Source organism: Aliikangiella marina (genome assembly GCF_007004765.1).
GTDB lineage: Bacteria > Pseudomonadota > Gammaproteobacteria > Enterobacterales > Kangiellaceae > Aliikangiella > Aliikangiella marina.
The window spans coordinates 224,854-237,829 of record NZ_VIKR01000005.1 but is presented as its reverse complement, the minus strand read 5'-3'; the positions used below and the strand labels follow the sequence as shown (position 1 = coordinate 237,829).

Annotated in this window: 9 protein-coding genes; 4 read left to right on the top strand and 5 right to left on the bottom strand. The window is 40.1% G+C overall.

Going from position 1 to position 12,976, the window contains the following annotated elements:
- The first annotated feature begins 173 nt into the window (after positions 1–173).
- A complete protein-coding gene (locus FLL45_RS18320) occupies positions 174–1,796 on the top strand; it encodes a M20/M25/M40 family metallo-hydrolase (protein WP_142943505.1) in 1,623 nt (540 codons plus the stop codon).
- A gap of 116 nt (positions 1,797–1,912) precedes the next feature.
- Here FLL45_RS18320 and FLL45_RS18315 read toward each other — a convergent pair whose 3' ends face one another.
- Positions 1,913–3,694: a Na/Pi cotransporter family protein gene (locus FLL45_RS18315; protein WP_142943504.1), complete on the bottom strand. Its 1,782-nt coding sequence runs from the start codon at positions 3,692–3,694 to the stop codon at positions 1,913–1,915.
- Positions 3,695–4,086: 392 nt separating this feature from the next.
- Here FLL45_RS18315 and FLL45_RS18310 point away from each other — a divergent pair, with 392 nt between their 5' ends.
- Both FLL45_RS18310 and FLL45_RS23140 read left to right on the top strand, forming a co-directional pair.
- On the top strand, positions 4,087–4,635 hold the full coding sequence (locus FLL45_RS18310; RefSeq protein WP_185964538.1) for a DUF6436 domain-containing protein: 549 nt from the start codon (positions 4,087–4,089) through the stop codon (positions 4,633–4,635).
- 11 nt (positions 4,636–4,646) lie between these two features.
- Positions 4,647–6,128 carry a methyl-accepting chemotaxis protein gene (locus FLL45_RS23140; RefSeq protein WP_142943502.1) on the top strand — a complete coding sequence of 494 codons (1,482 nt, stop codon included), beginning with the start codon at positions 4,647–4,649 and terminating at the stop codon, positions 6,126–6,128.
- A gap of 60 nt (positions 6,129–6,188) precedes the next feature.
- Here FLL45_RS23140 and FLL45_RS18300 read toward each other — a convergent pair whose 3' ends face one another.
- From FLL45_RS18300 to FLL45_RS18290, 3 genes are all read right to left on the bottom strand, one after another.
- Positions 6,189–6,794: a SecDF P1 head subdomain-containing protein gene (locus FLL45_RS18300; protein WP_142943501.1), complete on the bottom strand. Its 606-nt coding sequence runs from the start codon at positions 6,792–6,794 to the stop codon at positions 6,189–6,191.
- A gap of 83 nt (positions 6,795–6,877) precedes the next feature.
- Entirely contained in the window at positions 6,878–7,399 is a 522-nt protein-coding gene (locus FLL45_RS18295; RefSeq protein WP_142943500.1) for a hypothetical protein, read from the bottom strand.
- On the bottom strand, positions 7,399–8,247 hold the full coding sequence (locus tag FLL45_RS18290) for a LytR/AlgR family response regulator transcription factor (protein WP_142943499.1): 849 nt from the start codon (positions 8,245–8,247) through the stop codon (positions 7,399–7,401). Before FLL45_RS18290 ends, FLL45_RS18295 begins: the two co-directional genes overlap by 1 nt.
- Before the next feature lie 537 nt (positions 8,248–8,784).
- On the opposite strand from FLL45_RS18290, the gene FLL45_RS18285 reads away from it, so the two are divergent.
- The gene (locus FLL45_RS18285) at positions 8,785–10,284 is read left to right on the top strand and encodes a Ppx/GppA phosphatase family protein (RefSeq protein WP_142943498.1); all 1,500 of its coding nucleotides are present in this window, start codon (positions 8,785–8,787) and stop codon (positions 10,282–10,284) included.
- A gap of 465 nt (positions 10,285–10,749) precedes the next feature.
- Here FLL45_RS18285 and ppk1 read toward each other — a convergent pair whose 3' ends face one another.
- The gene (gene ppk1, locus FLL45_RS18275) at positions 10,750–12,873 is read right to left on the bottom strand and encodes a polyphosphate kinase 1 (RefSeq protein WP_142943497.1); all 2,124 of its coding nucleotides are present in this window, start codon (positions 12,871–12,873) and stop codon (positions 10,750–10,752) included.
- Between the last annotated feature and the right edge of the window lie 103 nt (positions 12,874–12,976).

The window sequence follows — 12,976 nt, the reverse complement described above, 5'->3', positions numbered from 1 at the left end:
GAATTCGATTGTGCCTTAAATCTTTCTTGAGTCTCCGTCTTCGTAGCAGCGCTTTTGCGCAGAGACTTTTTTGAACCGTCATTTTTTTGAGCAGTATCCTTTTGAGTTTTGTAGTCAGGTTTGGTAGTTTAGTTGCTATAAACCGAATAATAAATCCGAACAAGGACGCATGAATGCAAAGCCCATTCAAATTACCCGTTGCAAAACAATTTGGCGCTATCTTTTTCCTTTTTATCATTACTATTATCACTGCTTGCGATAAAGCCGTTGAAGGGGAATCGAAGGATAAAATTTCTTCTTCGCTGAGCAAAGAAAAAACTCGTAATCAATATGAGTTTTCGACCGAAGAGAGCTTTGATTCAGAATCGATTGCCCCCTACAGCGGCCAACACACCGCCATTTACAAGCATATCGATCAGTCGATAGAACAGCACACTGCGGCTTTGCAACGATGGATGAGACAACCTTCCATCAGTGCTCAAAACATCGGTATTCAAGAAATGGCAGAGATGCTGAGAGATGATCTAACCAACCTAGGATTTCAAGAAAGCAATTTGGTCAAAACAGACGGCCATCCGGGTGTTTGGGGATACTATGATGCTGGCGCTGAAGAAACACTGCTCGTCTATATGATGTATGACGTTCAACCGGTGAATGAGAATGATTGGCAAAGCCCACCATTTGAAGCCAATATTATCGAAAACGATCTCGGACAAGTGATGATGGCTAGAGGATCGGTTAATCAAAAAGGCCCACAACGCGCTTTTTTAAATGCCTTAGAATCCATCATTGCTGTTGAAGGAAAATTACCTATCAACATTATGATCGCAGCTGAAGGAGAGGAAGAGCTGGGTTCTCCTCACTATCCGCAAATTGTCGACGCCTATGAAGATCGCATGAAAACCGCCAAAGGTGTGATCTTCCCGATGATCTCTCAGTCACCCGATGGTAGCTCTCGTATGTTACTCGGCGTCAAAGGTATTTTGTATTTCGAGTTAGAATCACAAGGGGGTGAATGGGGTGGCCCTGCAAAAGCAGAGATTCATGGATCCTATAAAGGCTTAGTTGATTCACCCACCATCCGATTAGTCCAAGCAATCGCCAGTATGACTGATAAAACGGGCAACACGATATTAATTGATGGTTATTACGATGATATTCGCCCCCCCACTCAAGAGGAGCAACGACTCATCAATAAAGCGGTTAGTATGGGTGACGATCAAGCATTACAAAAAAGCCTCGATGTTTCCCAATGGATTGATGGACAAACCGGACGGGCCGCGACAGTAGATTTACTTTACAACCCCACTTTAAACATCAACGGTATTTGGTCTGGCTATATCGAAGAAGGCGTGAAAACGGTTCTACCTCATTTAGCAACGGCTAAAATGGATAGCCGATTACCACTCGGACAAGATCCTGATGTGATGCTTCAAAAAGTACGCAAGCATCTAGACAAACATGGATTTGATGACATAAAAATTCGCAAATTATCAGGCTATCCTGGTGCACAAACTTCCGTCGAGTCAGATCTTAGTCAAGCGGTACTTTCGGTTTATAATAAATATGCCAATGGCGTCTCAGTAATACCAAGAATTGGTGGTAGCGCCCCATTCTATCAATTTACTGAGCGTTTAAACTTACCTTTGATTCCGACTGGCCTTGGGTATGGTACAGGCGTCCATGCACCCAATGAGTTTCTTTTAATCAAACCCAATGATCAAACCAAAGCCGCTGGTCTTGCTGAAATAGAAAAAGCTTATGTGGATATCATTTTTGCGCTTGCGAACAAATAATCGAGCAAAGCATAGATTGATTGACGTGAATGCTATCAACTCTTCCAGAGTAGGCCCCTTAATCAGCGGCCGCTCTGGAAAAGACTGAAACAATGCTAAATTCAGCTGCTAACAGCTTACGCCGAGATACTTTCATGATAATGTGTTTTTTCAAGTAGAACCTGGCCAATCTCATCATATTCATCGGCAACATAACTCAGCGTTTTTACCGCTGCATTCAGACGCTCTGTCATGTGCAAAATAAAAGAGCTACAGTTTATTAATGCCGCACCCATCTCCGGGGTAATTGCCTCGCTCCGAATAAGTCCATCAACACGAGTTAATAATTCACTATCTTGAATCCTCGCTTGGCGCTTGATTGATTTAATAAATCTTTTTCGCTTTTTAAGCGAAGAGTTCGGCTTCCAGTCATGATAACCACGCATTAAAATCACAACCTGCTCCCGCATGTAATCGATTTCTCGCTTCATCGCTTCATTATCTGAGTCTGCATACTTTTTCATTTCATGACGAAAGCGAGCGGCATTTTGTAGGATATGTAGAATGTCTCTTACCGTTATCTTTAGTCGATAAACCAGATCCCATTGCTCATCATTTAATTCCAACCGTTCTTGAATTTTAGAGGCATAGTCTAATATAGCGCTATAAATTGGTTTGATTTTCAAACCAATAAATGAGTGAATTTCAATGGGTATTTTTTGTGAAGATTGCTTTACCACTTGCTGCGGCGATAAAGAAGAAATCACATCCTCTCTATGCAAATTAAGCGCGTGAGTCACCGCTTCAAAAACCGTTTTTCGGTAGAGTCTTCTGGTTTCCCTTAAGAGCACATGAATGGCTGTTTCTGGGTATTTTAAAAAATTTTTCTTCAAAAATTTGGGCTTAGAAAACTCGATTATTTCTTGAGGTTTCTCGGGGATCAGCCGGGTAACGAGATTGGCAATCACTGAAACAAAACCGAGTAATAAGACCGTATTTATAATATTAAAGCTAGTGTGGAATATTGATAGCCCTATTGGAATATCCGTAGGATTATTCATTGGTTGAGCGCCCTGAAAATAACCCGCGACCAAACTTACCAAATCTAAAAAATAATAAAAGAACAGCAATACCCAGATAACACCGATAATATTAAATAAAAAATGCGCAGCGGCGGTTCGTTTTGCTTGAGTGCCAGCAATTAAAGCAGCCATATTTGCGGTAATCGTTGTGCCGATGTTTTCACCAAGTACAATCGCGGCAGCGGCTTCAAAACTGAGTAGCCCTTGTGCCGCCGCCACTAGTGTAATTGCCATGGTAGCGCTGGAAGATTGAAGGATTAGGGTTAAAATTGTGCCAATCAACACAAACAATAAAATGCCACCAAATCCTTTATCTGAAGAGGCTTGAAAGAATTCGTAAATGGCTGGACTTTGCTCTAAGTTGGGTATTGCATCTTTCATAAACTGCAAGCCAATAAACAGTAGCGCGAATCCAACAATAAATTTGCCAATATCGTGACGCTTCTTGACTTTACTGATATACAAAACAAAGCCAACAATCATCAATGGTATCGCCATTGCGCTAATCTTTACTTTAAATCCCAATAATGTGATTAGCCACGCGGTTAGCGTCGTCCCAATATTGGCTCCCATTATTACGCCAATTGCTTCGGTTAAACTGAGCAGCTGCGCATTAACAAAACTGACGACCATCAAAGTCGTAGCACTCGAAGATTGGATAAGGCCTGTAATTGTTAAGCCGGTAAGCACACCTTTAAATCGGTTAGAAGTAAGTTTGACCATTAAAGTCCGCATTTTGTGGCCAGCAATGCTCATCAACGCATCGCTCATCACTTTCATGCCATATAAAAACAGTCCAAGGGCTCCGATTAAATTCAGGAAGCTTATCCAGCTCATCGACTCTCCTTCAGTTTACAATCCAGACTTTAGCAAAAAACTGTAGTTGTTCGGATTTAATGATCTTTTGGCATCTGAAAATACGCCATTAAACTATCGCAATAATCTTCTTAACAAGTTCTCGTATCGAGATATCAAATTACTGATTATGACTATCTTAGAGCTTTATTGGTCTCAGTTTGCTGAGAAGGATCAATAAAACGTGCCCCCCCAATAAGAAAAATTCTCATAAACGACTAATTCAGGCTTTACAACTAAAATGGACATTTGCCATTTGAGTCTCCCGTCAACCTCTCATCTAACTGTAATATAACGATTTCTTTATCGATTAAAGATCCAGGACTCAATATTTGTACTAAACTTTTCGGATAAAGGTTTATTTTCTAGTACTCATGGATCAGGTCGATAGAACAAAAGCGCCTAAATGGTTATTACTTTGCGTGCTAATTTGGTTGCCAACTAGCATGGCGGCTATTTACGTACTCAATGACGCTCACTTATCGCCGTTTTTAACGGAAACATCCGATCAGGTTTTCTATGACGAACAATCAGTGACTGAAATGGTCACGCCGTGGTTGAGGCAACAAAACTTCACCGAGCAAACCGCGGTTCATTTTTACCGCAGTAGTTGTCGGTGTAATTACTTAATTAACAAACACTTAATTGAGCTGAAAAAGAACGCCAAGGTCAAGTTACTGACGATTGATTTGGATAAGGTAAATCTATCATTTAATTTACCCGCGACACCCGCACTCATGGTTGTCAGCGAAACTAATCAACCCAAATACTTTGGTGCCTATGGTTTTGGTCAGTTCTGCCAGCCAACAGGAGAATCGATTTGGGCACGATTAATTGAGCGCTCAAATCAACCTTCAATTTTTTTAAACACCATCGGTAAGGGATGTTTCTGCAACGAAACCACCGATACCTTTAATGTGTAGAGGAGTTATCAATGACCCAGTTTAACCCTAAACTCACTAAGCACGCGTCCGAAGTTCTATCGGTGCTGATTTACGTCCTTTCAGCTTTTTCGATATTGTACAGTGCGCTTCACAGTACTTGGGTTTCCTCATTAGTCGTGACAATTCCCCTGGTGATTTTGACGTTCTTAATTAATGCCAATGCGGCGGCCACTCGATTATCACAGTTTTTCTACGCTAGTGCCTTAATGGTAATTTCGGCGCTACACATTCACCAATCTATGGGGACTATTGAGGCACATTTTAGTGTCTTTGCTTTGATGGCCGTGCTGGTCATTTACAGAGACATTTTTCCAGTTATCATCGGCGCGCTAGTCATAGCAGTTCACCATATGCTGTTTAATTGGTTACAAATGGCCGAAGTTGCAGTCTTTATCTTTCCTGAGCCGAGTTGGAATTTGGTTTTTATCCACGCCGCTTACGTTGTCGTCGAAGCGATTATTTTATGTTACCTCGCCGTTCAAGTCGGTAAAGAATCCAGAGCCAGTGATGATCTTTCCAAAACGATTCATAAGATTATGCGTAATGAAGGACAGTTTGATTTGACTACCCGTTGTTTAGACGACGAAGAAAACCGCCAGTTTAACCAATTTATTGACTCAATGGTTAAAACGGTGACAAGTGTTTCCGATAGCGCCACTCATCTCTCTGAGAACAGTGGCGAACTCAAAAATTTAAGTAGCGATACCCATGATAGCGTCAATCGAAACCAAGAGCATGTCACCATGATTTCGGCGGCGATTGAAGAAATGACCAGCTCTTTACAAGAAGTTAACGAACAGATGCAACAAGTGAATAGTTCTGTTGAAGAAACTAATCAACGCGCAATGCAATCAAAAGACACTGTGGTTAATAACAAAGAAGCAATGCTTGAACTATCGAATGACTTTAAACAACTGTCGGGTGAAATAAATCAACTCGCACTAGAGCACGAACAAATTGATTCAGTGTTAGACGTCATAAAAAGTATCGCAGACCAAACGAATTTATTAGCGCTAAATGCAGCCATCGAAGCAGCCCGTGCAGGCGAACAAGGAAGGGGATTTGCCGTTGTTGCTGATGAGGTGAGAAATCTTGCTGGTAAAACGCAACAATCAACGGAAGAAATTCAAAAGATGGTTGAAAGTTTACAAAGCGCCAGCGCGAAAGCCGTAGCCTCAATGGAAAAAAGCCAAGGTCAAGCTGAACAAAGTGCCGAAAGAGCCGCGCAAGCAGAGGAAGCGCTCACTGATATGGCAAACAAAATGGCTGCTATCGACGGTTTAGTCAGTCAAGTTTTTGAGTCAGTTAACCAACAGTCATCAGCAACTAATGAAATCAGCTCGCAAATCGAAAAAATACGCATTCAAGCACAGGAAAACGTCGCACTAGCCGATCAAAGTAATCAAACTGGTATCGCAATCGCAAAGCTTGCTGAAAATCTTGAAGATGAAATGAAGAACTTTTCGGTTTAATACAACGAGTGTGATACCGAAGAATTATCTTCTCGGTATTGCACTATTACTTATAGATAATCAGGCTACTTGGCGAAGCTTTATAGGACTGTTAAGCCTACCAGTTTTTATTATAGTAAGAATTCTCATCAATTCTTTTGGGCTTTTATTTCTGATAGGTACTTGAAAACGCTTTCCTAATGTGGTCGAAATTAAAGCCGAAGCGAGCTCGTTTTCATCAAGCATGACCGTCATCGCTTTTCCCATGTTTGATCGTGTCTTTCTTTTCATTTTATCAGCCCCTCTTTGATTTAAACTTAAAGCTAAATACCGCTCTTCATCTTTGACAGTGATTGCAGCGGTTTCTATCTGACTCTGTAAAATCCATTTATCAAGAGGGTGCTCTCCTCGCAAATAAAAGTCTCCTATCGTCAAGGCAAGATAATTGACTAGCTCATCATCCGGGGTGCCATTAATAAAAATAATTTCATTTGTTTTTTGATTATATTCAATGCTAGAAAATATCGAAACTGGGTGCTGCTCTAAACGAGCTATAAATATAGCAATATCGCTATCAATAATAGTTTTGTTTTCAATCTTAAAAACAGCTTTACTTTGCTTAATTTCCTTTAATTCATCACAACCAAACAAAAAAATACAGCATAAAATTACGACAAACGTTTTCATTCAATTACCTTTACCCTATTTTTATTTTTCCTAAGCTCTTTGAATGTAATGATTCAAATCACGCTGAAAAATGCATGGCTTTTTCATATATCAGGTTCTCTCAAAGGAATCACCAGTCGGTCATTATACTGGATTTCGCCAAATTTAAATGTCTCAATACTAAAACTGATCCCCCAAAATAATCGTGACTTATCACAGCTTACTATCGGTGTTCGGGTTTCATTAATGCGACTATCTTTTAAGACAGGATAAACATTGATATAGATCGATTCACCGGCTTCATCGGTATAACCAATGTACTGACGATGATAGCGATCTTTAGGTAACACTTTAAAGTTTGATTTAATCGCTTTCAAATGCTTGCGTAATCGAATATCAATCAGCTTAACCTGCTCATAGGTTGGTCGCCAAACTACCTTGGCTTTGACTGACGGTCTGGCACATTGCTCAAGCACTTCTTTACCTGAATCACCTAAAATAAAGATGCCCTCATAGTTAAGCGGCATACTCCAGTCAACTTCATCGGCCACCAGGTCCTGCGAGCCGATAATGGATAAATTGATTAATGTAACCGTCCAAAGCATTAAAGTTTTTTTAAACAGCATTAGTGAAGCCTCGCTTTTAACTCATCTTTATATCGTCTGGATAGGTTTAAGACTTTTCCGTTGGTCAGCTTGACCTCACTATCTCCGCTATTGAGCGGCGTGATTGAGTCGATTGCATCTAAGTTAACCGCATGCGATCGATGGATACGGCAAAACCCTTTTTCACTGATCTGGGCGACTAGACCCGACAATGTCGCCCGAGTTGGGTAAATTCGTCCGCCAAGATGCAAATTAACGTAGTTGCCTGACGACTCCAACCATTCAACATCTTCAACCTTAATAATAAACTCTTTACCTAATTTCTTGACCAACAATCTATCACAAGACTGGTTATTCGGAGAATCTTCACTATCGCCTACAGGGTTCGCTTCGCCGATTAAACGGCTCGAAATAAACTGATAACTGTAATAAGCAGTGATAATAAAAATAAACGACATTAAATCTTTTCGGTATTCGTAGAGCAATTCAAACCAAACATCACCAAAACTATAACGGCTACCAACAAGCCAGTATACGATATGACGAATACCGACCATAATCCCAACATGCAGTAATGAAAAAACAATGCTCGCTAACAGATAAATTAACAGCGTCAGAACGAAAGCTTGACCAAATATTGGAAATCGTTGGATTAACTTGAAAATAGGATAAAGTAACAGCAGTGTGCCAATTGCGCTTGAATATTCCCAAACGAAAGGCTCCCAAAGCTTATTACCAAGCGATCCATCACGGCTATCTTCCATAATGACAGAGGTGGCCAAAATAGCCCCATTAATGATAAAAAACGCCAAAATAACCGCGATCTCATAATGCAGCTTATATTTTTGGTAGTGCAGAAGTCGACTCATCGATTAACTATCCTCTTGCCCTACTATTCTGTTTACGGACTCTCTTCATGTACTCAACCCAATACTCCAAGCCTTATCCCTACTCGTTGTTTTTTAAGTCTTTTTCAGTTTCATATCCAAAACATCACTATATCAGGTATTGAATTGATTCTAAAAAAGAACCTGATAGGGAAATATTGAATACGGAACAAGCCCTGTTCGCAAAGAGTAAGGAGCAGTGGTTTATGCCATCAATCAAGTTAATCACTTGACTAGTAATACCTCTGGTTGAGTTTAAAGCACCTGCGAAGCAATGAAAATCTGTGACTTTGGATAAAAATTAAACAAGCTAATCTCTACATTAAGATTTAGGTTTCGCATGATTATGCTAGCTAAGAATCAACTAGCGGCTCAAATTCTCTTGTGCCGTCGACGAAACAGGTAACATTTTGAGGGAAGCTCGACACCTCGAAACCTAACTAATTCATTGATTTTTTACATTTATTCTAAGAAGCGTTTATACTTTTCTCCAATGATAGTATTAAACGCTTTTTATCTATGCGCGAACTTTATGCAACCATTGACTTAGGCTCCAATAGTTTTCACATGCTTACCGCGGCGCTTGAGCACCATGAAATCAAAATTCTCGAATCGACCTCTGAAAAGGTTATGCTCGCAGAAGGATTAGATAAAACCCATGGAATCCACCCTGATGCCATGCAACGCGGACTCGACTGTATTGCGCGTTTTGCTCAAAGGATAGAAGCTATACCAAAAGACAACATTCGCATTGTAGGTACTAATACCTTAAGAGCGGCAATAAATGCTCAAGAATATGTGGATGAAATCGAAAAAGTTCTCGGTGTTAACCGTATTGATATCGTATCGGGTATTGAGGAAGCACGATTGATCTTTCTCGGAGTCAATCACAGTTGGAGTGGTCTGGATCAGTTTACTAAAAACTTAGTGATTGATATTGGCGGCGGATCAACAGAGTTTATTATCGGTAAGAACTTTAAACTTAAACAAGCCGAGAGTTTACGCATGGGGTGTATCGCATTTCAGCGTTATTTCCCTAACTTGGAAATCAACAACAAGTATTTTTCTCGTGCAGTCCGAGCAGCAAAGTTCGAGTTATCCAATATTAAATCCGATTATCATGAATCAACATGGGACTATTCAATCGGATCGGCAGGAACTTTCAAGGCCCTTGAACGAATTCTGGTGGAGCAAGGTCTCACCAAAGAAGGAATTACCTACAAAGGCCTAAAAGCGCTTAAGCAGCAAGTATTAGAATTCAAATCGATGCACGAACTTGATATCGTCGGCTTGAAACCTTCTAGGCAAAAAACTATTGTTCCTGGACTAGCCATTACTATGGCTATATTCAAATCCCTTAACATCAAAAAACTTCATATTTCTCGAGGAGGATTACGAGAAGGGATCCTTTATGATCTCTTAGGTCGCTTGAAAAGTGAGGATGTTAGGCAAAGAAGTATCACTGCTATTTGTAGAAGATACAATGTTCCCGAATTCCGAAGCAATTTACTCGCTCGAATCTGTAAGAAGCTCGCTAAAAATACAACCAGTAAATATCCGCTTTCAGGCTTTCATTTAAAGCTATTGAAATGGAGTGCACAATGCTGTCGCATAGGTCTTGCGATTAATCACAGTCAATTCCAAAACCATAGTGCTTATTTAATTCGCAACTCAGAACTGAGTGGTTTTTCGATAAGAGAGAGGAAAATTCTCGCCGCTATTGTCGCAAACCAACGACGAAAAGTTAATCTTGCGCCTTTCGACTTAATCGATTTAACGGTTAAAGAAAAGTATAAGCTTGTTCAAGTAATTTTTTTACTGAGGCTTGCTTCGATTATTGGAAAAAACGGCAAACCAAATCGAAGCAACCATCTCAACGTTGAATTTAAGTCGAGTACGATTATACTATGTGTTGAAGAAAAGTGGCTAAGTAAACATCCCTTGATTCAACATGCACTGGCTTTAGAGTCTATGTATTGGAGTAAAGCCGATTTTAACGTGAAAATTAGCTTAGTTTAGTGCTTATTCACCTAGCCAAACACTCTCAGCTTGCTTCACTTTTTGATCAAAGTCTTTTTGACTTAGCTTAGCTGCTTCTAATTGTTTTTGCAGGTTGCGTACCTTGATTCGATAAAGGTGTTCAACGTCCGCCAAGATGTAGCCAAGTTTAGTTTCGGTGATCGTTCCATTTTTTTAGAGGCTTCCATCGCGAGTTTTTTATTCCAAACAAGACCTTGTGGATGCTGTGGTAGACTAAAATCTTTTCCTAAAAGCGATGGATCAGATAGAGACAAACCTTTTTCGATAGCGTCCTTCGCGCAAAGGTACAACATATAGTCAATCGAATCTTGTAAACCTTACAAGTGCCAGTCATACCCCGCAATACATTCACCAACGACTTTTTTATTTTCGTATAGTTGAAGCGTTCTTTCGGCGCAGTCAGCAATAAAAACCATAGCGCCTAGCAAGCCGAGCCTTATGGCTCTACTCAGCCTTTGCTGTCTCACAGTGTTTATCAAGTAGGATTTGTTGCACAAACTTTTGGTTAGGTTTATCGGTTATCAAGCGGTAATCTCCATGTTGATCGAGGATCCAAGATTGCCCTTCGTCTTCAATAAACATCATTAGATCATTGATTACCCTATCTCTTAACTTGGGTGAAAGAATGGGAAAACACACTTCGACTCGATTCTTAAGATTTCTATCCATCAAATCAGCACTAGATGCATAAACTTTGTTTTCAGCATTCTCAAAATAAAAAGCGCGCGTATGCTCAAGAAATCTTCCGATAATAGATTGAACGGTAATATTTTCTGATATTCCCGGCATTCCAGGGCGCAGAACACAAATACCGCGTATGATGAGATCAATTTTTACTCCAGCTTGCGAGGCGATATACAATCGCTTAATCACTTCCTTCTCAGTGATCGAATTAGCCTTAAAAATAATTCTTGCCGACTTTCCGGATTTAGCAGCCTCTATTTCACCATCGATTAGCCTCAATATTTTTTTCTTCAACGTAAACGGTGCATTAAAGACAGAATTCATCGGCAGTGTTTTACCCATGCCGGTTAACTGTTGAAAAATATTATGAACATCTTCGCAAAGATTTTTATCTGCACTAAATAAACTATAGTCGGTGTAAAGCCTCGCATTACGAGCGTGATAATTTCCGGTACCTAAATGAATATATCGACAATACTCGCCATCTTCTTTGCGCAGAATCATCATCATCTTAGCATGCGTTTTATAGCCAACAACACCATAACAAACGACAGCGCCGGCTTCTTGCAAACGACTCGCTAACCATAAATTTTCTTGCTCATCAAAGCGCGCTCTTAACTCAACAACAACAGTGACTTCCTTACCTCGTCGCGCCGCCTCAACTAGTATATTGACAATTTCTGAATCATGTCCAACCCGATATAACGTTTGTTTAATCGACATAACATTGGGATCGTTCGCAGCTTGACGGAGTAAATCCAGCACAGGGTTAAAAGAACTGTAGGGGTGAAGCAATAAATAATCTTGTGCTTTAATCGAGTCAAATAAATTACTCGTAGAATCCAAACTACTCGGTAACTCAGGTGAAAACTCTGGATATTCTAACTGTGGCTTCTCAAGCATTCCAAACACTGAAAACATTCTTTGAAGATTCACCGGCCCGTTAGTCTCATAGAGATCTTTCTCAGTTAGCTCATACTTCTCTAATAAGAAATCTTTAATATGTTGTGGACAGTTCTCAACGACTTCCAAGCGCACAGCATTACCATATCGCCGATTGAGTAGTTTGCCTTTCACCTCAGCCGCAATATCTTCCATTTCTTCTTCGTTAACATCAAGGTCAGAGTTCCGGGTTACTCTAAATTGATAACAACCAGTTGCTTTCATTCCATGGAAAAAGTGCGATACATACTCATGAATAATTGCTGATAGAAAGACAAACTCATCACGAGTATTCTCATCGTCCGACGGTAATTTAATCAATCTCGGTAATGAACGTGGCGCAGGAACAATTGCCATTCGCGACTCACGACCAAACGCGTCCTTTCCCTTTAAAGTAACGATAAAGTTAAGGCTTTTGTTAACTAGTTTGGGGAAAGGGTGTGATGGATCGAGTGCAATTGGACTAATGATCGGGGCGACTTCTTTTTCAAAATAACCTTTGATCCATTCTTTTTGTGGCTTAGTCCAATCTTCTCGCTTAATAAAATAAATATCTTCTTTTTCTAACTGTGGCAGCAACACATCATTTAAAATTTGATATTGTTTCTGCACATAGGCGTGACACATTTCACTTAACTTCCGCAAAGTCGCTCTTGGCGAAAGACCATCCGGCCCAAATATCTCTCTACCGAATAATACTTGACGTTTTAATTTAGCGATTCGGACTTCAAAAAACTCATCCATGTTAGAGCTAAAAATTAACAAAAATTTAAGTCGTTCCAGCAAAGGATGTCGCTGATCGAGAGACTGCTCCAGAACTCGAGCGTTGAACAGCATATGACTGACTTCACGATTGATAAAGCAATTGTTATCGAATTCGGTAATCAGCTTATCTTCTGACGGAGAGCTGGCTTCAGTTTGTGTTTGTTTCTTATCGCTCATTATATTGCCTAATTAAGTCAAAGTTTCCATCGCGAGTGCTTTTGGTATCTGAATCATAGGGTTTCCGACCAGACTCTCTACTCTACTTATTCTAGTCAAAAAA

What these genes read in the sequence shown, in the direction of transcription:
- FLL45_RS18320 (WP_142943505.1), top strand. Translation starts at nt 174, where the DNA reads ATGCAAAGCCCATTCAAATTACCCGTTGCAAAACAATTTGGCGCTATC.
- FLL45_RS18315 (WP_142943504.1), bottom strand. Translation starts at nt 3,694, where the DNA reads ATGAGCTGGATAAGCTTCCTGAATTTAATCGGAGCCCTTGGACTGTTT.
- FLL45_RS18310 (WP_185964538.1), top strand. Translation starts at nt 4,087, where the DNA reads ATGGATCAGGTCGATAGAACAAAAGCGCCTAAATGGTTATTACTTTGC.
- FLL45_RS23140 (WP_142943502.1), top strand. Translation starts at nt 4,647, where the DNA reads ATGACCCAGTTTAACCCTAAACTCACTAAGCACGCGTCCGAAGTTCTA.
- FLL45_RS18300 (WP_142943501.1), bottom strand. Translation starts at nt 6,794, where the DNA reads ATGAAAACGTTTGTCGTAATTTTATGCTGTATTTTTTTGTTTGGTTGT.
- FLL45_RS18295 (WP_142943500.1), bottom strand. Translation starts at nt 7,399, where the DNA reads ATGCTGTTTAAAAAAACTTTAATGCTTTGGACGGTTACATTAATCAAT.
- FLL45_RS18290 (WP_142943499.1), bottom strand. Translation starts at nt 8,247, where the DNA reads ATGAGTCGACTTCTGCACTACCAAAAATATAAGCTGCATTATGAGATC.
- FLL45_RS18285 (WP_142943498.1), top strand. Translation starts at nt 8,785, where the DNA reads ATGCGCGAACTTTATGCAACCATTGACTTAGGCTCCAATAGTTTTCAC.
- ppk1 (WP_142943497.1), bottom strand. Translation starts at nt 12,873, where the DNA reads ATGAGCGATAAGAAACAAACACAAACTGAAGCCAGCTCTCCGTCAGAA.